Origin of the sequence: Sporosarcina koreensis (assembly GCF_001531445.1) — a bacterium.
Taxonomy (GTDB): Bacteria; Bacillota; Bacilli; order Bacillales_A; family Planococcaceae; genus Sporosarcina; species Sporosarcina koreensis_C.
The window spans coordinates 110,641-135,885 of the sequence record NZ_LQYA01000109.1 but is presented as its reverse complement, the minus strand read 5'-3'; the positions used below and the strand labels follow the sequence as shown (position 1 = coordinate 135,885).

Annotated in this window: 22 protein-coding genes; 9 read left to right on the top strand and 13 right to left on the bottom strand. The window is 46.2% G+C overall.

Annotated elements, in window-relative coordinates; translation table 11 throughout:
* Positions 1 to 504: 504 nt before the first annotated feature.
* The 6 genes from AWV70_RS13060 to AWV70_RS25120 all read right to left on the bottom strand — a co-directional run bounded on the left by AWV70_RS13060 (position 505) and on the right by AWV70_RS25120 (position 5,882).
* Entirely contained in the window at positions 505 to 1,602 is a 1,098-nt protein-coding gene (locus tag AWV70_RS13060) for an ABC transporter ATP-binding protein (RefSeq protein ID WP_060207804.1), read from the bottom strand.
* A 16-nt stretch (positions 1,603 to 1,618) separates the two neighbouring features.
* The gene (locus AWV70_RS13055; RefSeq protein WP_060207799.1) at positions 1,619 to 2,389 is read right to left on the bottom strand and encodes an HAD family hydrolase; all 771 of its coding nucleotides are present in this window, start codon (positions 2,387 to 2,389) and stop codon (positions 1,619 to 1,621) included.
* Positions 2,386 to 3,207: a carbohydrate ABC transporter permease gene (locus AWV70_RS13050; RefSeq protein WP_060207796.1), complete on the bottom strand. Its 822-nt coding sequence runs from the start codon at positions 3,205 to 3,207 to the stop codon at positions 2,386 to 2,388. Before AWV70_RS13050 ends, AWV70_RS13055 begins: the two co-directional genes overlap by 4 nt.
* 12 nt (positions 3,208 to 3,219) lie before the next feature.
* Positions 3,220 to 4,182, bottom strand: coding sequence for a carbohydrate ABC transporter permease (locus AWV70_RS13045; RefSeq protein ID WP_235588660.1), 963 nt, complete (start codon positions 4,180 to 4,182; stop codon positions 3,220 to 3,222).
* A gap of 73 nt (positions 4,183 to 4,255) precedes the next feature.
* On the bottom strand, positions 4,256 to 5,575 hold the full coding sequence (locus AWV70_RS13040) for an ABC transporter substrate-binding protein (RefSeq protein ID WP_060207793.1): 1,320 nt from the start codon (positions 5,573 to 5,575) through the stop codon (positions 4,256 to 4,258).
* 175 nt (positions 5,576 to 5,750) lie between these two features.
* Complete coding sequence (locus AWV70_RS25120; protein WP_268777868.1) at positions 5,751 to 5,882, bottom strand: hypothetical protein; 132 nt, start codon at positions 5,880 to 5,882, stop codon at positions 5,751 to 5,753.
* A gap of 285 nt (positions 5,883 to 6,167) precedes the next feature.
* Here AWV70_RS25120 and AWV70_RS13035 point away from each other — a divergent pair, with 285 nt between their 5' ends.
* On the top strand, positions 6,168 to 6,854 hold the full coding sequence (locus tag AWV70_RS13035; protein WP_060207789.1) for a C40 family peptidase: 687 nt from the start codon (positions 6,168 to 6,170) through the stop codon (positions 6,852 to 6,854).
* 90 nt (positions 6,855 to 6,944) lie between these two features.
* On the opposite strand, the gene AWV70_RS13030 is transcribed toward AWV70_RS13035, so the two are convergent.
* Together AWV70_RS13030 and AWV70_RS13025 are read right to left on the bottom strand one after the other, a co-directional pair.
* Entirely contained in the window at positions 6,945 to 7,865 is a 921-nt protein-coding gene (locus AWV70_RS13030) for a patatin-like phospholipase family protein (RefSeq protein ID WP_060207786.1), read from the bottom strand.
* 130 nt (positions 7,866 to 7,995) lie between these two features.
* Positions 7,996 to 9,015 (bottom strand): C40 family peptidase, encoded by a 1,020-nt coding sequence (locus AWV70_RS13025; RefSeq protein ID WP_060207783.1) that lies wholly within the window; start codon positions 9,013 to 9,015, stop codon positions 7,996 to 7,998.
* Between the two features lie 144 nt (positions 9,016 to 9,159).
* Between AWV70_RS13025 and AWV70_RS13020 the strand changes: the two genes are divergently transcribed.
* Positions 9,160 to 10,212, top strand: coding sequence for a YsnF/AvaK domain-containing protein (locus AWV70_RS13020; protein ID WP_060207780.1), 1,053 nt, complete (start codon positions 9,160 to 9,162; stop codon positions 10,210 to 10,212).
* 489 nt (positions 10,213 to 10,701) lie between these two features.
* Entirely contained in the window at positions 10,702 to 10,923 is a 222-nt protein-coding gene (locus AWV70_RS13015) for a hypothetical protein (RefSeq protein ID WP_060207777.1), read from the top strand.
* 202 nt (positions 10,924 to 11,125) lie between these two features.
* On the opposite strand, the gene AWV70_RS13010 is transcribed toward AWV70_RS13015, so the two are convergent.
* Positions 11,126 to 11,863 (bottom strand): hypothetical protein, encoded by a 738-nt coding sequence (locus AWV70_RS13010; RefSeq protein ID WP_060207774.1) that lies wholly within the window; start codon positions 11,861 to 11,863, stop codon positions 11,126 to 11,128.
* A gap of 150 nt (positions 11,864 to 12,013) precedes the next feature.
* On the opposite strand from AWV70_RS13010, the gene AWV70_RS13005 reads away from it, so the two are divergent.
* Complete coding sequence (locus AWV70_RS13005; protein WP_060207771.1) at positions 12,014 to 12,436, top strand: general stress protein; 423 nt, start codon at positions 12,014 to 12,016, stop codon at positions 12,434 to 12,436.
* A 109-nt stretch (positions 12,437 to 12,545) separates the two neighbouring features.
* Here AWV70_RS13005 and AWV70_RS13000 read toward each other — a convergent pair whose 3' ends face one another.
* Positions 12,546 to 13,286: a hypothetical protein gene (locus AWV70_RS13000; protein WP_060207768.1), complete on the bottom strand. Its 741-nt coding sequence runs from the start codon at positions 13,284 to 13,286 to the stop codon at positions 12,546 to 12,548.
* An 18-nt stretch (positions 13,287 to 13,304) separates the two neighbouring features.
* On the bottom strand, positions 13,305 to 17,144 hold the full coding sequence (locus tag AWV70_RS12995) for an AAA domain-containing protein (RefSeq protein ID WP_082713616.1): 3,840 nt from the start codon (positions 17,142 to 17,144) through the stop codon (positions 13,305 to 13,307).
* A gap of 183 nt (positions 17,145 to 17,327) precedes the next feature.
* On the opposite strand from AWV70_RS12995, the gene AWV70_RS12990 reads away from it, so the two are divergent.
* The 3 genes from AWV70_RS12990 to AWV70_RS12980 all read left to right on the top strand — a co-directional run bounded on the left by AWV70_RS12990 (position 17,328) and on the right by AWV70_RS12980 (position 20,327).
* On the top strand, positions 17,328 to 18,260 hold the full coding sequence (locus AWV70_RS12990; RefSeq protein WP_060207762.1) for a general stress protein: 933 nt from the start codon (positions 17,328 to 17,330) through the stop codon (positions 18,258 to 18,260).
* Positions 18,261 to 18,643: 383 nt separating this feature from the next.
* Positions 18,644 to 19,570: a thermonuclease family protein gene (locus tag AWV70_RS12985; protein WP_235588659.1), complete on the top strand. Its 927-nt coding sequence runs from the start codon at positions 18,644 to 18,646 to the stop codon at positions 19,568 to 19,570.
* Positions 19,571 to 19,733: 163 nt separating this feature from the next.
* Positions 19,734 to 20,327, top strand: coding sequence for a YitT family protein (locus tag AWV70_RS12980; protein WP_235588658.1), 594 nt, complete (start codon positions 19,734 to 19,736; stop codon positions 20,325 to 20,327).
* Between the two features lie 32 nt (positions 20,328 to 20,359).
* On the opposite strand, the gene AWV70_RS12975 is transcribed toward AWV70_RS12980, so the two are convergent.
* Entirely contained in the window at positions 20,360 to 20,911 is a 552-nt protein-coding gene (locus AWV70_RS12975; RefSeq protein ID WP_060207756.1) for a helix-turn-helix domain-containing protein, read from the bottom strand.
* A gap of 158 nt (positions 20,912 to 21,069) precedes the next feature.
* Between AWV70_RS12975 and AWV70_RS12970 the strand changes: the two genes are divergently transcribed.
* Both AWV70_RS12970 and AWV70_RS12965 read left to right on the top strand, forming a co-directional pair.
* The gene (locus AWV70_RS12970) at positions 21,070 to 22,347 is read left to right on the top strand and encodes an MFS transporter (protein WP_060207753.1); all 1,278 of its coding nucleotides are present in this window, start codon (positions 21,070 to 21,072) and stop codon (positions 22,345 to 22,347) included.
* Positions 22,348 to 22,540: 193 nt separating this feature from the next.
* Positions 22,541 to 23,530, top strand: coding sequence for an ornithine cyclodeaminase family protein (locus AWV70_RS12965; protein WP_060207750.1), 990 nt, complete (start codon positions 22,541 to 22,543; stop codon positions 23,528 to 23,530).
* A gap of 172 nt (positions 23,531 to 23,702) precedes the next feature.
* Here AWV70_RS12965 and AWV70_RS12960 read toward each other — a convergent pair whose 3' ends face one another.
* Complete coding sequence (locus AWV70_RS12960; protein ID WP_060207747.1) at positions 23,703 to 25,229, bottom strand: tripartite tricarboxylate transporter permease; 1,527 nt, start codon at positions 25,227 to 25,229, stop codon at positions 23,703 to 23,705.
* Positions 25,230 to 25,245 lie beyond the last annotated feature (16 nt).

The following is a 25,245-nucleotide window of genomic DNA, read 5'->3' as shown; positions in this document are numbered from 1 at the left end:
CGTTTGGGCAGATGCGAAGTGTGTCGCCCCTTGGAACAACAAAGTGCACGCCATAAAACCTGCGGCCACATACTTCAGGACTTTCATCCAATCACTCATCCTCTCTTTTATTGGTATTTTCGTTGCTACCAAATAGAGTTCGACGAGACTGTGAAATTCCCTTTTAAATTATTTAACTATTTTTGATATTTAATTTCAGTAGAGGGAAAGTTGTTTAATAGAATGGTGCTTTGGAGTGGAAGAATGGACCCTTGTGAGAAAGAATGGGCCTTGGAACGGAATGAATGGACCCTTGTTAGAAAGAATGGACCTTGGAACGGAATGAATGGACCCTAGTTAGAAAGAATGGACCTTGATGTCGAATAAATGAGCCCTTGTGCAAAGTGTTCTCGTTCTCGCGTTAGGAGTTCTCGTTCCCCTTTGAAGAGTTCTCATTCACACACGAAGAGTTCTCGTTCATGCAATTAACAAGGGCCGCCAACGATATTGTAGCGACCCTTTCCATCAGCGGATGCGCATCTCGGTTTCCTTGTCGAAGAAATGGACTTTCTCCATTGAAAATGCAAGATTCACCAGCTTGCCAGGACGGATTGCTGTTTCCGCGCTTAAACGAGCGACGAATTTCTGCCCTTCCAAACTGGAGTACACCATCGTCTCGGCACCCATCAGCTCAGATACATCCACTTGGATGGAAACATTGGTTTTCGTCCCACTTTCATTGCCGACGAAAGCTTCCTCAATATGCTCCGGTCGGATACCGATCATCGCTTCTTTTCCGATATAGCTCAAGCCGCGGAGCATCTCCATACGGCTTTCGGGAATGAACAGCTTTGTATCCCCTATCTCGAACGTTCCTTCACCGACAACACCGGTAAAAAAATTCATCGCAGGTGATCCAATGAATCCGCCGACGAACACATTTTCCGGATATTCATACACTTCTTTCGGGGAACCGATTTGTTGGATGAAGCCGTCTTTCATGACGACGAGCCTTGTTGCCATTGTCATCGCTTCCGTCTGATCATGTGTTACATAGATCGTCGTCGTTTTCAGCCGTTGATGGAGCATTGCAATTTCTGCCCGCATTTGAACACGCAGTTTTGCATCCAAGTTCGACAACGGCTCATCCATAAGGAATACTTGCGCATCGCGGACAATCGCCCTTCCTAATGCAACGCGCTGCCGCTGCCCACCAGATAGAGCCTTCGGTTTTCGATCCAATAACTCCTCCAGTCCCAAAATTCTTGCTGCGTTCATAACTCGGTCATGGATTTCCGCTTTCGGAAACTTTCTATTCTTTAAGCCGAATGCCATATTGCCGTACACCGTCATATGTGGATACAACGCGTAGTTCTGAAAAACCATCGCAATATCGCGGTCTTTCGGCGCCACATCATTGACCCTAGTTCCATTAATATAAATGCTTCCCGACGTAATCTCCTCAAGCCCCGCAATCATCCGGAGCGTCGTCGACTTCCCACAACCTGAAGGACCGACAAATACGATGAATTCCTCATCCTCGATATGCAAATGAAAATCCGACACGGCGGTTACATTTTTATCGAATTCCTTATATATATGTTCCAATATTAACTCTGCCAATAGTTCGCACCCTCTCTCACTTACTTATTACGGATGGCAATTCTGAAAGACTCCAAATCACTTCTTTGGGAACCGCTTCTGCCGGAAGCGACTCAACACGCTTTTTCGTTTCCCTCTCCAACTTCCGCCATGCAATGTCGTAAATTTCTGGCAGTCCCTTTCGTTCATCAGGCTCCAGCTCTTTCAAAGAATCCGATAAATAACGGCATATCCAAATGGAACGTACGCCGATCGCATTTGCGGAAATGACATCATGATCAATCCGATCGCCTACATGTGCATGAATTTCACCAAGCTCTAAAATTGAGCCGTACACCCGTTTATCCGGCTTCGCATAACCCACTTCCTGTGGAGTGACAATGAGATCGAAATGCTCCGTCAGCTGCAAAACATCCATGACAGGCAATTGATATTTCGTAAAGCCATTCGTGACAACCGCCAATGAAAAGCCAAGTTGCTTCAGTTCATCCAGCACTTCGCAAACCGAATCTTCCAGCAAATAAATATTCGGTTCCACGCAAACCCCTTTCAAAATCTCTTCAACATGAATAGATGTTTGCAGGCCATTGGCTTTCAAATACTGCAAAACTATATCGTCCCAATCATAGGCATCCGCTGTTCTTCCATCTTTCAACCGTGTTTCATGCTCCAGCACAAGCTGGTCGACGATGTTTTCCAGCAATTTATCCTCAAGTAAAATCCGTCGCTCAATTTCAGGAAACACATGACCGACAAAAGGATTTTGCATGAGCGTTCCGTCCAAATCGAACGTAATCCATTTCTTCATTTGACTGCCCCAGTCGTCAAGCCTTCAATGAACTGCTTCGACGCTAGTAAAAATGCGACGATCATCGGAAGCGACGATATCGACAAGCCTGCAAACAACAGATTCCATTGTGTGTCATATTCGCCGAAGAGAGAAAGCATGCCTAACGGTATCGTATTTTTTGCATCATCATGGATGAATATCAACGGATAGAAAAAGTCATTCCATACACCGATCAAGTTGACAATCCCGACGATGGCCAATGAAGGTCTCATAAGCGGCAAAATTATTTTGTAATAAATTTGAAATTCATTACATCCATCAAGTCGCGCCGATTGGTCCAAATCCTTCGGAAGCGATCTGAAAAAACCATAAAAAACGAATACCGCAAATGGGACATTTCCTGCTATGTAGACAATAATGAGCGAGTTCAGGGAATTTAACAGTCCCAGCTTCAACATCATCATATAAAGCGGCAAAATGGCCAATTTCATTGGGATCATCAGCCCGAGCATGAAGAAAAACAGGATGAATGCGTTCCACTTGAAATCGTAGCGAGACAAGTAAAACGCGGCCAATGACGAAAAGAACAGAATGAAGAAAAGCGACAATGCACTTACGTACACGCTATTCCACACATAACTGCTGAAATTCACTTTTTCCCAAACAGTAGCGTAGTTCTCTAACGTGAACACCTTCGGAAACGAAAGAGGGGATGTTAATATTTCGAGATTCGGCTTAACGGATGAGAGAAACATTAAAAAGATTGGGTACAGTGCTATGAGCGAAAACACGATCAAAATCGGATACTTTATAAATTGATTAAGGATTTTTGACATGCTGACACCCCTTTATTGTTCAATTTCTTTTCTTTTAAAGAAGAAAAGCGAAATGGCGGTTGCGGTACAGATGATCAGGAATAGAACGACCGCGAGTGCAGAACCGAGCCCGATTGCGTCTCCGCCGTCAACGGATCCGAACGCCAACCGATAGAAGAACAGTGCCAATACGTCCGTGGAATAATAAGGTCCTCCTGACGATCCTTGCATCGCAAACACAAGTTCAAACGTTTCAAATGAGCCGATGAATGTAAGGATTGTCATGATCATAATCGACGGCATAGCCATTGGGATCGTAATTTGAAAAAGCATTTTCAACCCGTATGATCCGTCAATTTTTGCCGCTTCGTAAATCTCCTCAGGAATCGCTTGAAGGCCAGCTAGGAAGATGAGAATGGCGAATCCGATACCATACCAGCTATTCACGAGAATGATCGTATACAACGCCGTTTTCGGATCCCCGAGCCAAGGATGCGCCCATTCAGCTAGCCCGACCATTTTCAAAAAGCTATTCAATGCCCCGTTCGTCGGATTCAGGATCAAGCTGAAAAGGAAGCCGACAACGATGACCGATAATAATTTCGGCATAAAGAAAACTGCCTTGAAAAATTCCCTACCTTTAATTTTGCTATTGATCAGCAATGCTAAAGCGAACGCCAATACAAGTTTAGCTACAACAGTTCCTATGAAATAAATGATATTGTGCCAAAACGCCCTCGTAAAAATAGTATTATACGGCTCTTCCGTAAACAGCCTAACGAAATTTTCCAACCCGATAAAGTCCTGCCTGACCATCCCTTTAAACGAATAGAAACTATTCACGAAGGCAGTAAGAATCGGATACACTTGAAAGCCGACATAGAAAATTAGTGCGGGCAGTAGAAAAAGATGCAAAAAGTGTCTTTTGATGCTTCTTTTATTCTTGGAGGGTTTAGGTGAAGCCTTCACGTCCGCGACCTGTTCCTTCAATACCAACGTCTCTCCCCCTCTGCGTTTTAATGAAAAATCAGCTGGCGGGGTCCCGTACACCAGCTGACTCTCCGTATGATCAATTCACTGGTTCAAACCACTTATCCATTGATTTTTGTGATTCATCGATTACGCCGTCAACAGTCAATTCCTTGATATACATGCCTTGCAACGCGTTTTCAAAAGTCGTCTTCGTCGTCGGTGAACCGCCGCCCAAATAGACGAGCATCAAATATGGAGTCGGATTCTTTTCGCCTAGCTCCGTCATTTCCTTCACCAATTCATGCTTCGGTTCAACTCCAGGTACTGCGCTGATCCGCGCCAAATCATCGCTGAACATTTGGCCGAATTCTTTTGAAGCCATGAATTCCATGAATTTCTTTGCTTCCTCTTGATGTTTCGATGCTTTGACAACTGCATAGGATCCATCCACCCATGTGACAAGTGGTGTCTCTCCACCTTCTTCATTTGCAAAGGAAGGAAGGATTCCAATGTTCAAATCCGGCGCCGTGTTTTCGAATGTTTCCAAACGGTAGCTTCCATTGATATACATCGCCGCTTGACCTGTGTAGAACATCGCCTGCGTATCTTTATCGTCCAAAGCAATGAAGTCTTTCGGGAATAAACCTTCCAATTGCTCCATGCGCTTCACTGACTCGACGAAGCGCTTGTCAGTCAAATCCTCGTTCCCGCTTAGCAAATCATCGATATAAGATTGGTCATAAGATGTGGCGCCGATGACGCTATGTGTAAGTGACAGCAAATAGGCTGCTTTCCCTGCCTGTGCTATCGGAACAATGTCTTTCGCTTTCATTTCCTCTCCGACTTTCAGCAACTCATCCCATGTCGTCGGCAAGTCAAAGCCGTGCTCTTCAAATACGTCTTTATTGTAGAAAATAATGCCGGCATTCAGCGATAATGGAACGCCATATACTTTGCCGTCCGAGCCTCTTGCTGCGGTCAAGTACTCATCAGAGATATCATTGATCCCTTCAATATCATCTAAAGGTATGACAAAATCAGCATCGATGATGGAAGTCGCCCCATCATATGGACGCAGCTGGATAATATCCGGACCTTGCCCCGCTGTCAGCGCATTCGTCAAAATCGTTCCGTATTCCGTCGATTTATAAGGCTTAAATGTTACAGTAATGCCAGGATTTTCGTTTTCGAATTCCTTGATGAATTTTTCATAGGCTTCGCGATCTTCAGGTCGCCAGCTGTACATCATTAATTCGACAGGATCCTTTTCTTCTACTTTCTCTTCTTCTGTCCCAGTTGTCGTCTCCCCCTCTGTTTTGGTCTCCACTTCTGAGTCCTTTCCTTTGTCTGAGCATGCTGCCAGAAGGAAAATGCTTGTGAATAGAAAAAACGCCAGAACCGCCAGTTTCCTTTTCATCCCAACCTTCCTTTCTTTTATTGAAATATTTTTTTACATTCGAATGAAATTAGTGATTGGAGCGACCATCGAATCACTAACATCTTATTAATTAGATATAGATATTACGACAAAACACGTAGAATAATTTTATGTATTGCTCGGAAACTGCACATAAAAAAACGGCTAAATGGATTTATCGCCCATTCAGCCGTTTTTCTTCATTCCGCAAACCTTGGATCCGCAATGTTCCGCTATTATTTTGGTTCGATTGTGTAATCCGTTTATGATCTTGGACTGTTGCCATCAAATGAATGATCTGTATCAAAAATATCCCTCCATTTCGTTACATTCTTATAGTATGTAACAAAAACAGCAAGGATACACATTCGCTAAATATAACATTTTTCAGAATTCAAGATGCCTTGTAGGAAATATTAACCTCCATTTCTAATATATACTTTTATTAAAGAAGAGAAATCCGCATGTAATGTTTTTGTAATATCATTGCCCTTCTCTTGTAACATTCAATCTCTACAATTGGAACAGTGATCAGCAAGACGAACTAAAAAATATAAAACCATCTTAGATAAGTGGTAGATAGGGGAATCGTGTGAAGAAAGTTGCTTTATCGTTATTCGTAGCAGGTTCATTGGCATTTGGATTTACGGCAGCAGATGCGGAGGCAAGTGCTCCTTCATCACAATCCGTATCAGCACATACAGGTACATACTCAACAGCATATAATGTTAATATCCGTTCTGGAGCGGGAACAAACTATAAAATCCTCACATTAGCTAAAAAAGGTACAAAAGTCACGTACGTGAATGAAAAGAAAATCGGCAAAGAAGTATGGTACCAAGTGAAAGCGAACGGCAAAACTGGCTGGGCGCTCAGCACTTTATTGACAAAGAATTCGGTTGCCAAAAGCAATAACAATGTTGCTCTTGCGGACAACGTTGTAAATCGTGCAATGGGACTGATTGGCATTCCGTACCGCTTTGGTGGAGCGACGACAAAAGGTTTCGATTGCAGCGGGTTTGTCCAATATGTCTTTAAGAAATCCGGCAAATCAGTTTCCCGTGATACGCTAGGACAATTCAATCAATCGAAAAAAGTAAGCAAGCCGGAGCCGGGTGATCTAGTATTCTTCCAAAACACATACCGGAAAGGGATTTCTCATGTCGGCATTTACATCGGCAACAATAAGTTCGTCCATGCAGGCGGAAAGGAATCGCAAGTCGTCAGCTTGAACAATAGCTATTGGAAGTCAAAATTCCACAGTTACAAAAGATTATAAGGTGCAACTTCACTCGGCGGGAGTCTTACTGCCGGTTAATGCAGGAAATGGAAAAGCCGTCTGTATACATCTGTGCAGACGGCTTTTATTTTAGATTTTCATCCTGAAATTTCGTGTTCCTTCTATTGAATGTGGCCAAGTCTGTAGAAATTCATTTGTACGCGACCTGCCGATTGCCATTAGTGCATCCTTCTGTTCATCTTCCATATTGAACTGTGTTGCGCTGTATTGCTCGACCGGGATGAAGATGATGTCTTTTTCGTGCTTCCGGGAAATATACCGATCATCATGCGCGTTTTTCATCGTGGAAAACAAAGCTTCGAATAAGTTAAGTGCATTGCTAATTTCCCTGCCGCCCATGTCATCTTTTCGATGGCTCAGTTTCATGCCGATCAACGGCCGTTCCTTCTTGCCTTCCGCATCATCGAAAATCCACATCGGGAAATTGCTCAGCACCCCTCCATCGACAACTATTGTTTCCCCGTTCGGCGCCTTAAATCGGACAGGCTCAAAGAAGAATGGAATATTGCAGCTCATCCGCAGTGCACGCGCGACTGAAAACACCCCCGGCTCAATGCCGTAATGAACAAGGTCATCAGGCAGCACGATCATCTTTCCATGTGTCAGGTCTGAAGCAACGAGCTTGAGCGATCCGGGCGGCAAATCGGCAAAATTGTAGACCCCCTTTGCCGACAACTTTTCGAAAAACCAATCTTCGAGAGCATGCCCTTGATAAAGCCCCATGCGCCAATAGAGCAGCAGCCATTTCATGAATGGCACGGGAAGGAGAGTCTTCCGCGGATCAAGCAATGATTGCAGGTCTTCTTCCTGCATCATCTGTTCGATTTCCTTGCCGGAATACCCTGCCGCAATGAAACACGCAAGAATCGCCCCGGCACTCGTCCCCGCCACCCGATTGAAGCGGTATCCCTTCTCCTCCAATGCCTGATACGCACCAACCAATGCAAACCCCTTCAATCCGCCACCTGCAAATACCCCATCAATTAACACAGCATCCCTCCCATGGCGTTGTTACACTATAAGCAATGGGAGAGGAATGTAGAACTTGAAGTGCCTATCGGATATTGCTTTAAGCACGGAACGGCCCTTCCACACATAGGAAGGTCCGTTCGCAATCATTTCATTTCAAATATCTCCTGGCGCCGGCGTAGTTTGTTTTATACGTGCCTGTGTTGATGTTCACGACTTCAACTTTCCGGGATGAGTTCGGGGCGTGGACCATTTTGCCGTCCCCGATATACATCGAGACATGATACACTTTCCCTTTTCCTTTATTATGTGCAAAAAACATCAGGTCGCCTGGCTGCAAATCATTCCGTTTCACAGCCGTACCATGAGTCGCTTGGACGGAAGAATCGCGCGGAATGAGGATGCCGTGATTTTTATAAACTGAATACATCAACCCTGAGCAATCGAAGCCATACGCGGATACACCTGCCCATAAATATGGCAGTCCGACATATTGCTTCGCGCTGTCCACAAGTTCCTTTTGACTTGGCTTCGGAATTGATTCGAAATCGGCATATACTTTCACATCCTGCTTGCGGATATATTTCAAGCCGTCCGTTTTCGTCCGCACTTGCAGCCAATCCTTTTCCTCCTTCACGACTTGGAGGATCGTCGTATAGCTAATATCGATAAATTTATATTTATCATGGAGTTTCGGTTCATTGTATACGGATGCGAATTTTGCTGTGACAATAGCGATTTTCGATCCGTCATCTACAGGGGAGTAGGCTTTCACATGCGATCTCGGCACCCAGCCCTCGTAGCCTTTCGCTTGGCCTTTCGTAAACTGGTCGGCCACCGCAATTCGGAGCCAGTCTCCACTCGATTTCAACACTTCCACACGGTCTCCGTACAGAGCCTGCGTATCCGTCTTGCCGATCAGCCAATTTTTCTCCGCCACCGTCAACCCTTTTGTCCATTTTGGCATATCAGGTTGCGCCATTATGGAGATCGCGTCAATCTTTCGTGTCTTGTTCGGGACTCGCCAAACATTGGTCACCGGAACGCTGATCGCATAATGCACCGTTTCAGCTTTTCCAGAAGAATCCTTGACTTCCGTAGATGCGGACGTCTGATGAAAAGTAATGAATAAACAAAATATCATTATGAAAGCTATTATTTTTTTCTGCATGAACGCCCTCCTTCCCCTTCCTCTTAATATTAGTATATTCCTAATTGATTGCATAGTAGGATTTTTATTCATGAAAGTTTCCATCCTATCATTTCGGGTATCTATAAGGCAGTACCATCAATCAAAGAGAAGGAGAGATATAATATGGATGATAAAAAGTTTATCGGAATGTATCACAACGACTCGGAGTTGATGACAAAAATAGATGACTTGAAAAATCAAGGAATCGAAGGTGAAAATATTTATGTCATTGCGCAAGATGATTCAGACGTAACGATGTTCCAAGGAATGAAATACGGAGATGTACAAACGACTCCGGAATCTTGGTTTGACCGTTTCATGAATTTCCTGACCGGTGAAAATCATGTCCGCAGCATGCTGAAAGAAGCCGGTATAGCGGATGGCGATATGGACAACTATTATAATGAAATCCAAAATGGCGGAAAGCTGATATATGTCGATGAAGGGGAATTGAATCGACTTCATACGCAAAGCGATGGACGTTTCGGCATTGTTGACGGTGCCACCGATCCAAACTTAGGTGCAAATCGTGTATCTGAATTTGAAGAAAATGAATTGCATAGAAATGATTATTCAACAGGCGCTTTTCAGAATTCCAATTTGTATGAAGGAGTAAACGAGGACTTTGGAAGAGTCGGTGGTGAAGCAATACGCAACCAAACAGACTATGAAACGCCCCCAAACAACTATTATGGGGTACAGAACCGTTTCGACGAAACCGATCAATTCGACCGGAATATGCAGGAGGAAAAAATGCGTCTGCGTGAAGAACGACTTAGCGTAGATAAGGAAGAGGTCGAAAGAGGCGAAGTCACACTCCATAAAGATGTCGTCGAGGAAGAACAGACCTTCGATGTCCCTGTCACACGTGAAGAAGTTTACATTGAACGTCGTCCTGTGAATGAGTATGATTCCGATGTGAATGGATTTAAAATGCAACAGGACGATGAATCAATCCGAGTGCCGATTACTGAGGAGCGCCTCGATGTGACAAAGAAACCATATGTTTCGGAGGAAATCGTCGTTGGCAAACGACAAGTTGAAGATACCGAAACTGTGAATGAAACAGTTAAACGGGAAGAAGCCCATTTTGAGCAATCTGGTGAAGTCGACGTACAAGATGAATTCGTTGACGAGCCGACGATGCGGAAGAAATGGGATGACGACAAGTTTTAAGCTCACAGAAAAAAAAGCCCGCAAAGCCGTTATTCGCTTTGCGGGCTTTTTCTAAGTTGAAGTGCCTGTCTTGGGGTGAGACACTTTTTATGCTTCACGATGATTGAAGCGATTTATGGACATTGGATGCTAACTCTGCCCGTGTTGCTTACGGCTTGGTCACCCCCTTCTATAAAAAACCCTTTGAATTCAAGGGGTTATTATACAGTATTATTGTAGCTTCATCCGATAAAGGACGTCTGCTTGGTTGTCCAGATTTTTTTTGGAATCGGGTTTGATTGCATAGTGGGTCTTTCATTCATAGAAGTTTCCATCCAGTTAGATTGGGTATCTGTGAGACAGCACCGTCAATCAACCTATTCTTTTGATTACAGTCAATTAATCTTTGTTAAAGTCCGGTTGTCCACCTAAAAACATTCGTAAAAGGAGAATATAGTATACTACTCCCTTACGTAAAAAGGGAAGTTCAAAAAAAGTGGGGTGACAAATATGAGTAACTCAACTAATAACGATGTGATTTGCGAGCTATTGGAAAAACTTCCACCGCAATATCCCGTTGACGAGATCGTTGTAGATGGCTTTAGTGAAAGCGTAAATGCTTTTATCGCTTTAGACCGAGACAATAATCTAGCATACTTTTCTGAGAGCGGCGGCGGATTAGTTGTGGCCGATTGCAGACGAATTTCATTAGTCGATTTCCCACCAGTCTAATGAATGTTTAAAAGGGATATGAAAGTGGATTCCTGACTTTGCGGCTCAAAATCGGGACAACCTTTTTTGAGCCGCCCTTTTAAAATACATATTGAAAGGCACTGATTAATGGAGCCCTTGCACAAAAAAACAGTTCAACCTGGGACGCTTCGCTTGTCGCCCGAACTGAACTGTTGATTTGAAAATGGCCTCCCAATCCTTACTACCAATGAATCGCGTCCAGCTTATCGATTGCCGCTGTTACGATGCCTGTGGGTGAAGAGAAATATGCGATGCCTTTCTTTTCATCCACATTCAACAAATGGTCGACGTCAATTGTTCCGCCATCCACAACGATTCGTTGGATAGGATAGGTCGGTGGCAACGAGGAAAGCAGCATACCGATGCTTTTCTTTGCCAGAAGGATTTTTCCAATCGATCTCTCCACTTCCTCCGCTTCCTGTTTCCGCTGCAAATCATGCTCTTCCAATTTATCGATGACTTTCTCCTGCATTTCCCCGATTTTCGCATGATCGGCACTGATCCGGTCAAGCATGTCCAGCACATCATGCAAATCATCATTTTGATGAATAGTGAATTCGCGCATTGACATTCTGTGGCTCTGCAAACTTTTTCGCAGGCGAAAAACAGCTTCCCCCTGCTTCCCTAACTCTTCTCGTATGGCGTCTTGTCTGATGGATTCCGATCTCAACTTTTCATGGACTTCCCAAATCCTGTCCCGCAAATGAAGATAGCGGTTCCGATGGACATGCTGCTGGTTCGAAACGATATCCAAAATCTTGAAACATAGTATTTCCAGCTTTTCGACCGCTGTCACAAGCTGTTTATTGACCCCGCATTGGTCTCTTATGAATTCCACATACGGATTCCAGACGAACCGATCTTGGTTCGTCGGAAAACCGATCGGCTTGTCACCATGATGAACCTTCGAACTTTCCATTCTCTTGCTCCTCTACCGAGTCTTTCTCCTATACTATGTCGTCAGGACCGCCTCTTGTTCGTTTTTTCTCGAAGGCGGCCGTCTTGTTTGTTTCTTTTTTCCGCAATAAGGGTATTTTCCGAAGACAAAGAGGATTGAGGAGGTACAAAGATGAATAAAACATTTATCGGATCCTTTCCGAATCACGAGCGATTGATGTCTAAAATACTGGAGCTGAAGCATGAAGGTGTGGAGGAGCAGGATTTGTATATTGTCATGAAGGACAAAATGGCGATCGATGAACTGCGGAGCAATGCGTTGCAGGAAGGCGAGGACTCTCCGTATAACCTGTTCAATCATTTTATGGGGTTTCTTGCCGGCGAGCATAATGTGCGTCGGTTGCTGAAAGACTCCGGTTTCTCCGACAACGAAGCAAAACATTATTTCGACGCTGTCCAGGAGGGAGCTTTGTTGCTGTACATGAATGGAAAGCTGAAAAAGGAACACAGCGGCGAGCCGATTGCAGTGGAAAGGCAATACGAAGGCTATAAGCCGATTCCATTGGATGAAATAGAGGCGAATCCCGATAGTTGACGGATTAAAAAGCAGATGAAGGAAAAGAGTCGCTTTCCCTTCATCTGTTTATAGTTATCAGGCGATCCTTCAGGCGATCAACACCCTTTCATCAAATCCCGTTTTACCTTCATCCCAAATACTTCTCCCGCCATTCCGTCAATTCACGCTCCATAATATGATTTTCAAGCGTCTCGTCCCACTCGCCTGTCATCATGTTCCATACGCGCGCAAAAAGCCGGTCGTCAGCGGTTTGGTGGAGACGGAATTCAATACAGGGGATGGAATTCCGTTCCAACTCGTTGACCGCTGTAATCGCTTGGACAACGAGCTGAACATTGCCGTCCGTATAAGCGACGTCCAGTTGATCAAGCGCTTCCCGCCACTCTTCATCACGGAAATCAGTTAACTTGCGAAAAACCAATGCATGCCGAAACGCCTCTCTCGAGCCATCCGTGAATTCCCCGACAAGGAATCTTCCATGCAACGGGCTATAACGGACTGTCGACTCCTCCATCTCCGGCGGCTGGATGTAAATACCTGCATCCAGCTGTTGCCTTCCCGTTTCCGTCAACGAATAGGCACCATCGTTCATGACAATCATACCGGCCCGGTCCATCCGATCAATAATGTCCTGAATAAAGAGCGGTTCGACGATAAGCATACCGCTCAACTCTTCAACAGAAGCGAATCGCGAAGTACGGAAAGCGACTAACAGCATCTTCATCAAAATATCCATTCGTTTGCGCTTCACTGTTTCATACTCGATATCGATCACCTGGATTGGCAATGACCATTTCGCCGTTTCGAGCAATTTCACGTTCAAATCCCGCAGCAATTCATCGCGCAGCCGCTTTTCCAATGGGTCCATTCATCCACCCCTTTCCCTTCATCCATTACACTCCGCAATCGCGAGGGCTGACTCCCTGAAACCGTCCTGCAATTTCACCAGTTCGACGAGCCGGGCATACATCGCCTTCGTTTCCGTCTTCCTCGGACGGTTCGTAAACATATCCGAGCTACCGACGATAATCAGCAGTTCCCGTGCCCTTGACAATGCGACATTCAATCGGCGGTAATCTTCAGCAAAGCCGATTGTGCCGCTCGGCTGCTGGTGGTTCCGGACGAAGCTCAAAATGATAATGTCCATTTCCATCCCTTGGAATTTATCGACAGAGCCTGTCCGGCAATGCAAATGCTTTGGCATAATATCCTGTTCAATGAGTCGGTCGATCCGCTTCACCTGTTCCCCGTAGAAACTGATGACACCGACACTTTTTCTCTCATCCGGCTGCATTCTGCCTTCCCGTTTCGCATTCGCTGTAGCGTCATCGATATCCAACAGCAATTCATGGATCCTTTCCAGCTCAGCTTCATTGTACAAGCTCGTTCCGCCTTTCACTTGCGCCTCGAAAAACGCAGGTTCATTCGGCATATCGAACCATAGGAGATGATCATTCCGCTTGATGTACTTGGATGACAGCAAATGATCGCGAGCTGCATCCGAATCAGGCAAACCGCATTGCAGACGGTACTGGCCATCCGTATAAAATGGCGCGATCGTCTCCATAATCTCCTCGTGCATCCGGTATTGGATGCCCAGCATCGTCTTGTTCTGCTTCGGCAACGTTCTGAACAGCCGCTCGAACAGCGATTCCTTCAGCATGCCGCGCAGTTCATCCTTTTCCGTCTCATCCTTAATCTCCTCGATGAATTCCTCCATCGTCTCCCGGCCAACAAGCGGCGGCAGCTGGTGATGATCCCCGACGAGGACGATTTTCTTCCCTTTCAGCATCGGCAGCAACAGTTCAGGCGGCGTCGCTTTCGACACTTCGTCAATGATGACGACATCGAATTCCGGATAATCCTCTATAAAATCCCGTCTAGCAGAAGCGACACAAGTCGTTCCGATAACATTCGCATGCTTCACATACAGCTTGCGGATCTCATCCAAGTCAAACTCCCCGGCGCCCGCAAGCATCTCGCTCCACTCATCCTGCAACAAGCGTGCAATCGGCATCCGTTCAAGCTCCCGCTTCAATTCGGCCGCTCTTGCAGATTTCGCATCGATGTCTTCCATCAATTCCTTCTTCTGCAATTCCGGTTCGGACCGGATGATTTCCTCCAAGGCGAGAATCCGCTCTCCGCATCTCTCCATCCGGGTTACCGACTCCGCTTTCTCCTTCAGCAATGCATCGGCAGATTCCTGTGATGTTGCGAGCTGTTCAGAAACCTTATGACATTCACTGGCATTTTCCTCAATCGCCCGTTCAATCCGTTGCAATAAAACCTTCCGCTCTTCAAATTCAGCAAGCGTATGATCGAGTTCTGCAATCATCTTCTCGACGTCGTGTCGATCGGTATGCTCGTCGACATGCATAGCAAGTGAGGAACATTCTTCCTTCAATTGAAGGAGTTGTTCCTCATGCGCTTTGATCGCCTGTTCAGCGGCAAGCACCTCCGCTTCGGTTTCCTTCAATTGGGCGGTCATTTCCTCCGTGATTTCATTTTTTAAAGCAGTGAACCGCCCCGCCGACTCGCGATCGGATGAAGCTTTGATCTTCTCGGAAACTTTCCGCACGGTTTCCGCTTTGCCATATAAATAGCCGAGATTATCCGCCAGCCGATGCAAAAGAGCCGCTTTTTCCGCGTTCGCCGGTGCCGCCAAAATTCGTTTCGTCTCAGGCTTTACAAAAAAGCGGCCAATTTTATCGAGCATGTCATGCATCTCTTCAGCAGTCTTGTATTTATCGTCTTGCTTACTGCGAACCTGTTCGACCGGGTAATGGTATTTGCGCAGCAATTCTTCCGCATGGGTAATGCCATTCGCAAGCCTCTCCGCCACTTCCTTCCATTCGAGAAGCGCATACGGATACGTCCCGTTTTGAATATCCACGCGCAATTTGCGCAGCGTATTCATTTCAAGGCTGGTCGGAAGCGACGGGTTGATCGTATGCGACGTGAAAAGCTCTTCCAGCTCCTGTAATTTACGGACGTTAGGAATTTCTTCGAGGAATCGCGGCATAGAGCCGACCTTCGATCTGTGCATCGCAGATTCCTCTGCCAGCCTACGGACGGCCATTCCCGCGTATTCAATCGCTTCGACCGTTTGGAAATAGCGGAGCTTTTTGCGATATGCCGACAGATCATGCTCCGCCTGGTCAATCTTTTCATCCATTTCTGGATGGATCGAAGCGGCTTCCTTTTCTAGTTGCAGCCTGTCCTTTTCAATCGAGAGCTTTGCTAGCGTATCGTTCAATTCTTCCAATTGCCGGTCAATCGAATTCTGCTTCACATCGAAATCTGCCTGCAGACGCTGCAAGGAACTCCTCTCTTCCCGCAAGTCTTTCATATCCGTCTCGGCAGCCCGTTTCTCAGCAATCCTCCGGTCCATTTCTTCCCGTTCCGTCTGCATGTGCTGGATCTCTTCTTCGAGACGTCCGATTTCTTCGGCGATCTCCTGTTCATGTTCCGCACGCTTCTCCCGCTGTTCATTGACATCAGCCAATGTTTCATCCCGCCAGTAGGAAGCGACATTCTCCTCGATGAACCGCTTCCCTTCCTCTTCGATGCTCTCCGTTCGCCCATAGCGCAAAATCCGGATGCCAGGGTCGGACAGCAGCCTGCCGAGCGCGTTGTCCACTGCCAAATTTGATTGAGAGGCGACGAGCGTCCGCTGCCCCGCCTTCATAAGCTGATGGCAAAGCTCCGAGATGACCGTCGTCTTTCCTGTTCCCGGAGGCCCTTGGATGACGTACAGATCATGCGCTGACATCGCACCCGTGACCGCTTCACGCTGAAACTCATTCAACGGATGGTGGAACTCAAGCTCCTGCCGCTTATTCGTAATTTGGACGACAGGCCGTTCCTCGAACAGCACCTTCTCCAAATTAGGATTCGCCGCAAATCCGTCTTGCAGATCCTTGAATCCTTTCCGCAGCCGTCTAATCTGGCTTAATTCCGCAAAATTGCTGAAGACGATTTCACGGGCGCCATTTGGCAATAAAGAGCCGCGCCGCGCAATCGTTTGATACTTCCGGCTCAGCTCGATCTTTACCGACCGTCTTCCCCGGTTCACATCAACGACCGTACCGAGATCATCGCCTGACCCTTTCAGCTTGGCGCTGAATCCGGTAATGGAACCCCAATCTTTCGCTTCCAATCCACTGCAAATGATCGTCAACCGACTGAATGATTCATTGACGACCGGGTTTGAGAAATGGGCAGTCACATCCGCGACGTCTGCATTTTTCTCCTCGATCCGCAAGTATCCTTCCCAGCTCTTGATCCGTTTTTCCACGTATTCCGAACGCTCTTGCGCAATCGGGAGCTCCCGAAGGCTCGTATATAGCTCAATCGGCATCGGGCTGCCGGTACGCCGGTTGACCGCAAATGCCAAGCGGACGCCAAGTCGGCGATTCGTCCGGACAGGCTCTTTCCGCCCTTTCACTCTGAAACTCGTAGCGAGGAAGCCTTCGTTTTTGTAGACGCATTCCATGACGGCGACCCGTTCGTTCAAGTGGTTGGCGAGCTGCGGATTTCCTTCCGGGTCGAAGTAGAAGGAGAATGTCATGTTGTCCTGTTTTTGGGGAAGTTTTTCGATGTACACAGAGAAATTTGCCTGCATGGAAAAGAGCTCGTTTTCGTCAATCGCCCAGTTTCCGATTTCCTTCCGAGCCCGTTGTGTCATATCAAGGCGGCAGCCCATCACTTCGCTTTTGTTCATCATGACATCCTCCTTTCTGATAGTAATCCGAAATCAACCATACGTTCTATCATACAACAAAAAGTGGTCCGGATTCATTAAAAATCGGGAAGTGGAACTTGTTGCAATCGTTTCCCATTTCGAAGATTCGGGTATTGCATAGATAGATTGTCACGTTTATCCAATAGATAGAAGGAGTGAGTGTATATGGCCCCAAAAACCTTTGTCGGGTTGTACGATACAGAAGCGGCTCTGCTTACCGCTATTGAAGAGTTGGAAGAAAAAGGGATAGACCCAGAGAATATATATCTTATCGCGAGGTATGAGGAGGATGTCGATATGTTGAGGCGCCGAACGGCCGAGGACATCCAATCGGCGCCTTCGAATTGGCTGGACCGGTTCATCGGCTATATTTCCGGGGAGAATCATGTGCGGAGCATGCTTGTCGAGGTCGGATTTGACGAGGCGGACTTGAGGCGGTACGAAGCGGAGATCAAGCAAGGCAAGTGGCTGTTATATGTTGACGGTGAACCAGAGAAGTCCGCTTATGAAATTAACGAGGAGCGGCATAAGGCGGAAACGAACCCGTTCAACAAGCCGGTTTCGGAAGCTGAGCGATTGAATAAGCGGGATGATTCGCCCGTCGGCATTGGTAAGGACGGCTTGCCTAAAAATGAGTACAGGGACAGTGTACCGACGGATGGCTATGCAGGAGGAAGGCCAGCCGCACGGGAAGATTTACTGTTTGGCAGAGCGGGAGCGGAGGCTCTATTCGACAGGTCCGAGTATGAACCAAATCCGGCCAACCTCTCCCCTCCTTCAAAACTCCGTGGCACGCCGTCCGGAGAACGCGGCCATTTGCATAGGGCTGCACGTCGGAACAGGGAGTTTGACGATGTGAATGAAAAACGTACGGACGCCATCCCCAATCCTCATAATTTCATGGAAAGCCAAATGGATCGCCAAGATGCAATGGCAGAGACGACAAATATTGACGAGCTTGATTCGGTGCAGGGAGTTTATTCCGAAGATGTCATTGAACCGAAAAAACCGATTGTCATCGACTTGCGGAATGTCGGAAAAATGGAGGGTGATGATGGGACTTGGCTGCAGCCGAAGAACCGAGACAGGGATGAATGACAGAGTCGACCACGCGCCTTAACAAGCGCGTGGTCTTTTTGTGTGAATTGCACTCGTAAAATCGGGGAAGCGATTATAAATCCTCGTTTCGCGCTCATAAATCCGGAGAAGTGATCATAAACCATCGTTTTGCGATCATAAATCCGGGGAAGTGATCATAAATTCCAGTTCGTGCTCATAAATCCAGGGTAGTGATCATAAATCATTGTTTTGCGCTCATAAGAGGGAATGCCTATTCCATTCTCTTCCTCTCGTTCTCTATAAACATTTCTGCTATAATACTAGAGTAATTTTAGTAATGGTTTATTCCGAACTAAGTTATAAAAAAATAATAGATGACTATATTGGAGACTTCGTGTCTTCAAGTTGTGGAGGATGAAAATTTGAAAGGTTGGTTACAAGCAGTTATTGGATTGTTGTTCGTTGGAGTCCTCGGACTTGCGGGATGTGCCGCTCCTTCTGATGATGAAGGATGGAAAGAAGATGCTTCGACTGAACAAGTTGATGAGGAAACGCTGAAAGAAGAGGCGCCGGAGAATGATCAATCGGAAACTGAAAATCATACCCCAACAGTAAGCGCTCCATCTGGAGAGAAGAAGCCTGCTTCCACTACGAAACCGGCAACTGGGAAGAAAACAGAAACATCCGGCACGACTGCGCAAGTTCCAGTCACATTGGTGAAGACGATAGACGGCGATACGATCAAAGTATTATATAACGGCAAGGAAATCAATGTCCGCTATTTATTGATTGATACGCCTGAGACGAATCATCCGCGCCTTGGCAAGCAGCCGTTCGGTGAAGAGGCGAAGGAGCGCAACCGGCAACTGGTGAATAGCGGTGCGCTCACGCTCGAATTCGATATCGGGGAACGGTACGATAAATATGATCGATTGCTTGCCTACGTCTATGTTGACGGAGAAAGTGTCCAAAAGACTTTATTAGCGGAAGGTTTGGCACGCGTCGCGTACGTGTACCCGCCGAACACGCGTCATTTGACGCCTTTCGAGGAATCGCAAGCGACAGCGAAGAAAAAAGAACTTGGCATCTGGTCGATCGAAAACTATGCGACAGATTCCGGATTTGACAGTGATGCGGTACCTGCCAGTTCTACAGTGGCGCCGAATGCGCCAAGTGCAACCACAGGTAAACAGGCAACAACGCCAAATACTGACGTTGCGGGCAATCTGGAATGGTTCAAAAACTGTACGGAGCTCCGAAAGAAATATCCGAACGGCGTTCCTCAAGGCCATGCCGCCTACCAAGCGAAAATGGACCGAGACAAAGATGGATATGCATGTGAAAGATAATGAATGACAAAAGCCGATAGTCTCCGAAAGGATTCAATCGGCTTTTATTGTTTTTCATGGATTCTAATAAAATATGTAAAGAATCGCGAGGTCCCTACATATACATCTACAAATTATGTAAATAGGTGGGGTCCTTATTTTTGTTCAAAGAGCTATTATCATTTTGATTGGTAGTTTATTAGTTGGTATCGGCGTGAATTTATTTCTTGTTCCATTTGAATTATTGGATGGCGGCGCTCTAGGTATCAGTTTGATTATTCACTATGTAAGTGATGTGAAAGTAGGCTTGGCATTACTTGTCGTGAATATACCTATCTTTACTGGGGCTTGGTTCTTCTATCGTTCATTTTTTTATAACGGAATCCACGGATTGCTATTTTCCTCATTAATGATAGATTTTCTGTACCCACTCCACATTCTCGGAAAGAATGTTGTAACTGCCCCTTTATCAAGCGCTGCACTTGGAGGAATCTTTATTGGACTGGGTGCCGGGCTTATGCTTCGTCACGATATAAGCGTAGGCGGTACAGATTTACTCGCCCAAATGTTTGCAAGGCGTTTCAAATTAAATCCCGGGTATGTCATTTTTTCATTTGATATTTTCATTGTTACGATTGGAAGCATTCTCATATCATCAACGCAGCTGTTCGTTTCGTATACAACAGTATTTTTTGTTGGCGTTACAATTAGTCTATTTGTTTCCAAGTCAAAAAGGCGTTCTTTTTCATTCGACAAAGCGAGTGACTTCTATGCATGAAAAAGAGCCGCCTTTTCCAATATCGCTTGCCCCTAAGAATTAGCTGCCTTCACTTCCGAAGATACACAGAGAATTTTCACCTCTTTATCCGTGTAGTTATACCAATAATGCGGACGGGTTGAATCTAGCATGAACGACTCGGTCGGACCCAGTACATAGAGCTCGTTTTCAACACGGACGGTGAGTGTCCCTTCAATGACGTAAAGAAACTCCTGTCCCCTATGCGTAATCAGATTGCCTTCTGTTTGACCGGGTTTCAAAATGACCAACAGCGGGGCGAAATCACGATCGGTAACCATCGTCCCTAAATCTTTGTAATAAATGTGATGCGCATCCATACGTTGATCGATAACGAGGGTACGACCTTCATCCAATTCCTCTTCTTCCTCGAAAAAGTAACTCGGATTCACCCCAAACGCAATTGATATCTTTTTCAACGATTCCAATGTTGCGGACGATTTGCCCCTCTCCAACTGGGAAAGGAAGCTGATGGAAAAGCCCGTTCGCTCTGCAAGAATTTTTAGCGTCATACCACGTTCTAACCGAATTTTTTTAATTTTTGTCCCTAAATGATTTGCAACCATTGTCATTCTCCTAAAAGTTTCTATTGACAGAATATTAGCATGTACCTATGATGGATGTAAGCGATTGAAGTGACACTTCAATATTTCGATAAAGCGCTTTCATTTTTTTGCCGTTCATTTGAAGTAGTACTTCAATTATAGCAAAGGGGGAATAGAATGTGGAGAAGAAACAACTAAACAGGGTGCTCATCGCAAGTCTCGTCGGAAGTTCGATCGAATGGTTCGATTACTTCTTATACGGAACAGTCGCTGCGCTCGTATTCAATCAAATCTTTTTTGTTAATGAAGACCCAACAATCGGTCTATTATTAGCGTATGCATCATTTGCTCTTGCGTTTTTCATCCGTCCATTCGGAGGAATCATTTTCAGCCATATCGGTGACAGGATCGGAAGAAAGAAAACACTCGTTATAACATTAAGCCTTATGGGGATTGCCACATTCGGCATGGGGTTATTGCCTACCTATCAAGCAATCGGCATTTGGGCGCCAATTCTATTGATTACGCTTAGACTCATTCAAGGTTTAGGAATCGGTGGCGAATGGGGCGGTGCTCTCTTGCTAGCAGTTGAATATGCGCCACCGGAAAAAAGAGGCCTTTTCGGATCTGTCCCACAAATGGGCGTTACAATCGGAATGGTGCTTGGAACATTTGCATTGTCGATCATGACAATGCTCCCAGAAGGTTCGTTCATGACATGGGGCTGGCGCGTACCGTTCATTTTAAGTGCATTGCTTGTCCTATTTGGATTGTGGATTCGTAAAGGAATCGATGAAACACCTTCATTCAAAGAAGTCCAAGAGCGAGGAGAGATTCCGAAAATCCCTCTCGTCACAACATTTAAAACGCATTGGCGTGAAGTGCTGATCGCAATCGGAGCGAAAGTTGTCGAGACGGCGCCATTCTACATATTCGGTACGTTTATCGTTTCCTATGCGACAAGCTATCTAGGCTATTCGAGGACTGCGACGTTGAATGCCGTCATGATCGCTACAATTATCACGACGATTTTGATCCCAATCATGGGAAGACTTTCAGATAAAGTCGGACGTAAACCACTTTATGTATGGGGCGCAGTTGCTATGATCCTCTATGCATTCCCATACTTTTGGTTGATTAAACAAGGATCTGTCGCATTGCTCGTTATTGCAACAATCATCGGACTTGGCATCATTTGGGCGCCGATTACGGCGGTTCTTGGTACAATGTTCTCTGAAATCTTTTCAGCGGAAGTCCGTTATACAGGTATTTCGCTCGGCTATCAGATTGGCGCTGCCCTTGCTGGAGGAACTGCACCACTCGTCGCTACTGCACTGCTTGCCGAGTTCAACAATTCGTATGTTCCGGTTGCGCTTTATATCATTTTCACCGCGGTCGTATCCCTTATCGCCATCTGGGCTGTGAAAGACCGAAAGAACGAAGCGCTCGATCAATAAAGTGAAACTTCAATCAGTGGGGGTTCTTTCCCCACTGATTAGTCGAACAAAGGCTAAGTTCGCAACGTCCTGTTGCAACGCCTTTGTGACCTGCATCGTGCAGGCCCGAACCAATCGGGCTTTTACTGGCTATTGCCCCCACAAAGTGGGGGGCTTACAGCCAGTTAAAGCGGGATAAAGAAGGAGCGATTTCATGCTGATTATCAATGAAAAAGAAATTCAAACAACGTACGGAATTAATGAGGCCATACATGACGTCGAACAGATTTTGCGTGCGAAAGCAGAAGACAAAATTGCCAACCCGCATCGTACTGTCATCGAATTCCCACAACATAGCGCATCCGTGCTCTATATGCCGAGCGCTGATTTGGTGAATGAAATGACAACGATCAAGACGGTAACAATCTTTCCGGAAAATCCGGCATCAGGTAAACCGACCACACAAGGAGTTATTCTCGTTACTGACGCGAAGGACGGCGAACATCTCGCCATGATGAACGCTTCATATTTGACGAGGCTACGGACGGGAGCACTGAGCGGAATTGCAACCGACCGTCTTGCACGAGAAGATGCGACTGTCCTGACAGTCATCGGAACCGGAGCAATGGCATTTGAACAAGTTCTCGGTGTCTTGGAAGTTAGACCGATTTCAAAAATGCTGCTCGTCAATCCGACTACGGCTAAGGCAGAACGTTTCAAAGAAAGGCTTCTCGCTTTCGGCATTGATGAAAACATACAGATTGAAATTATGGACAATGTATCCGAAGCAGTAAGCCAAGCGGATATCATCTGTTGCAGCACCCGTTCGAATACCCCGGTTTTTGACGGCAATGATGTGAAGCCTGGCACGCATGTCAATGGCGTTGGTTCCTACTTGCCCCATATGCGCGAGATGGATTTTACCTTCATTCAACGATGCAGCAAAATTGTCACTGACGATGAAGCCGGTGTGAAAGAGGAAGCCGGAGAATTGATTCACGCTAACGAACAGCCTGAATGGTCGTTCGATGACTTGCATGGCGAACTGATGGACGTCATCGGTGGGAAAGTCGCTGGCAGAACGGACGAGAATGAAATCACATTCTTCAAATCCGTCGGTGCCGCATACTTCGATCTCGCTGTCGCGCAAGGCGTTTACCGAAAAGCATTGGAAGCGGGAATCGGGATTGAAGTGGAAGTGTAAGATAGTGTAAGTATAACATGCGGGGAATTCAAAAAAAGGATTCCTTCGCCTATTTTCTATATAGAAAAGCAGAGTGCTTTGGACGCGGAGCGACTCACTTTGGACGCGGGACGACGACATACCACTCACTAAAATAGCGGATTGCCTCTCCCATTAGGCAATCCGTTTTTTATTATCCTTCTTCTTCAACAATGAGGGCTTTGCCTTTGAATTTCAACAACAGCGGGATCAACAGCCAGGCTGCAGCCGCTATGATAAACACAAGGGACAGTGGCTTCGTGACGAAAATGCTGAAATCGCCATTCGAAATCGTAAGCGCTCGTCGCATATTGTTTTCGATCATTGGTCCTAGCACGAGCGCGAGCACGAGGGGGGCGACCGGAAAATCGTTTTTCGTCAAAACATATCCAAGTACGCCGCATCCAAGCAATAAATACAAATCGAACGTCGTATATTGCACGGCATATACACCGAAAAACGAAATTGCCACAATGATCGGCAATAAATATTTCTTCGGTGTCTGAATAACTTTCGCAAAAACACGGACGAGAGGCATATTCAAGATCAGCAACATCAAGTTGCCGATGAACATACTCGCAATTAGCCCCCACGCCACTTCGGGATGCTCATCGAAAAGGAGCGGTCCTGGCTGGATGTTGTACATGATGAGCGCGCCCATCAAGATGGCTGTCGTACCGGAACCCGGGATTCCGAGTGTCAGCAATGGAATCATCGCACCGCCAGAAGCCGCGTTGTTTGCAGATTCAGGACCGGCAACACCAGCGATATTCCCTTTACCAAATGTTTCAGGGCGCTTACTGAATTTCTTCTCGGTCATATACGAGAAGAAAGAAGCGAGCGTCGCGCCAGCGCCTGGAAGAACCCCGATGAAAAATCCGAGCAATGAACCCCGGACGATTGGCACGGTGCTGTCTTTCATATCCTGCTTTGTCGGCAATATCCGGTTGATTTTTGCAATTGCTCCTGATTCATTGTCACGTTCCAATACCGTCTTAAACACTTCGCCAAGCGCGAATAGCCCCACCGCAATCGTCAAAAATTCCAATCCAGAAAACAGGATCGGCTGGTCGTATGTAAAACGGGCAATTCCGGAGACAGCGTCAATGCCGATTGTTCCTAGCATCAGTCCAAAAACGGTCATCATTAAAGCCTTTGTCATCGATTTTCCGGCAAGACCGCTCACTGCCGCCAAACCTAATAGCATTAATGAAAAATATTCCGCCGGTCCGAACTTGATGGCTACATTGGACAGCGGTTCCGCGAGTAAAACTAGGCCGATCAAGGAAACGATTCCCGCGCAAAACGATCCGATGGCAGCGATTGCCAATGCCGCCCCAGCCCGGCCTTGCCTTGCCATTTGATAACCGTCAAGCGTCGTGACAACAGACGATGATTCGCCTGGAGTGTTCAAAAGAATCGAAGTGGTGGATCCCCCATACATCGCACCATAGTAAACGCCTGCAAGCAAAATAATAGAACTCGCAGCCGCTGCACTTGTCGGCATGCCGGACGTAATCGTTGCTGTAACCGGAATGAGAAGGGCCACCCCACTCATCGGGCCGATACCAGGCAAAACGCCGACTGCCGTTCCGATAACAACGCCGATGAACGCAAATAATAGATTATGCCATTGGAATGCGGTCGCGAACCCGTCGGCCAAAAATTGTAATGTGCTCATATTGCGACTCCTTTCT

Bases quoted from the DNA above. Each gene is read 5' to 3' on its own strand.
- AWV70_RS13020 (WP_060207780.1), top strand. From the start codon at position 9,160: ATGGATGATAAAAAGTTTATCGGAATGTATCACAACGACTCGGAGTTG.
- AWV70_RS13040 (WP_060207793.1), bottom strand. From the start codon at position 5,575: ATGAAAAGGAAACTGGCGGTTCTGGCGTTTTTTCTATTCACAAGCATT.
- AWV70_RS13015 (WP_060207777.1), top strand. From the start codon at position 10,702: ATGAGTAACTCAACTAATAACGATGTGATTTGCGAGCTATTGGAAAAA.
- AWV70_RS12995 (WP_082713616.1), bottom strand. From the start codon at position 17,144: ATGATGAACAAAAGCGAAGTGATGGGCTGCCGCCTTGATATGACACAA.
- AWV70_RS13010 (WP_060207774.1), bottom strand. From the start codon at position 11,863: ATGGAAAGTTCGAAGGTTCATCATGGTGACAAGCCGATCGGTTTTCCG.
- AWV70_RS13025 (WP_060207783.1), bottom strand. From the start codon at position 9,015: ATGCAGAAAAAAATAATAGCTTTCATAATGATATTTTGTTTATTCATT.
- AWV70_RS13055 (WP_060207799.1), bottom strand. From the start codon at position 2,389: ATGAAGAAATGGATTACGTTCGATTTGGACGGAACGCTCATGCAAAAT.
- AWV70_RS13005 (WP_060207771.1), top strand. From the start codon at position 12,014: ATGAATAAAACATTTATCGGATCCTTTCCGAATCACGAGCGATTGATG.
- AWV70_RS12960 (WP_060207747.1), bottom strand. From the start codon at position 25,229: ATGAGCACATTACAATTTTTGGCCGACGGGTTCGCGACCGCATTCCAA.
- AWV70_RS12990 (WP_060207762.1), top strand. From the start codon at position 17,328: ATGGCCCCAAAAACCTTTGTCGGGTTGTACGATACAGAAGCGGCTCTG.
- AWV70_RS13000 (WP_060207768.1), bottom strand. From the start codon at position 13,286: ATGGACCCATTGGAAAAGCGGCTGCGCGATGAATTGCTGCGGGATTTG.
- AWV70_RS12975 (WP_060207756.1), bottom strand. From the start codon at position 20,911: ATGGTTGCAAATCATTTAGGGACAAAAATTAAAAAAATTCGGTTAGAA.
- AWV70_RS13050 (WP_060207796.1), bottom strand. From the start codon at position 3,207: ATGTCAAAAATCCTTAATCAATTTATAAAGTATCCGATTTTGATCGTG.
- AWV70_RS12965 (WP_060207750.1), top strand. From the start codon at position 22,541: ATGCTGATTATCAATGAAAAAGAAATTCAAACAACGTACGGAATTAAT.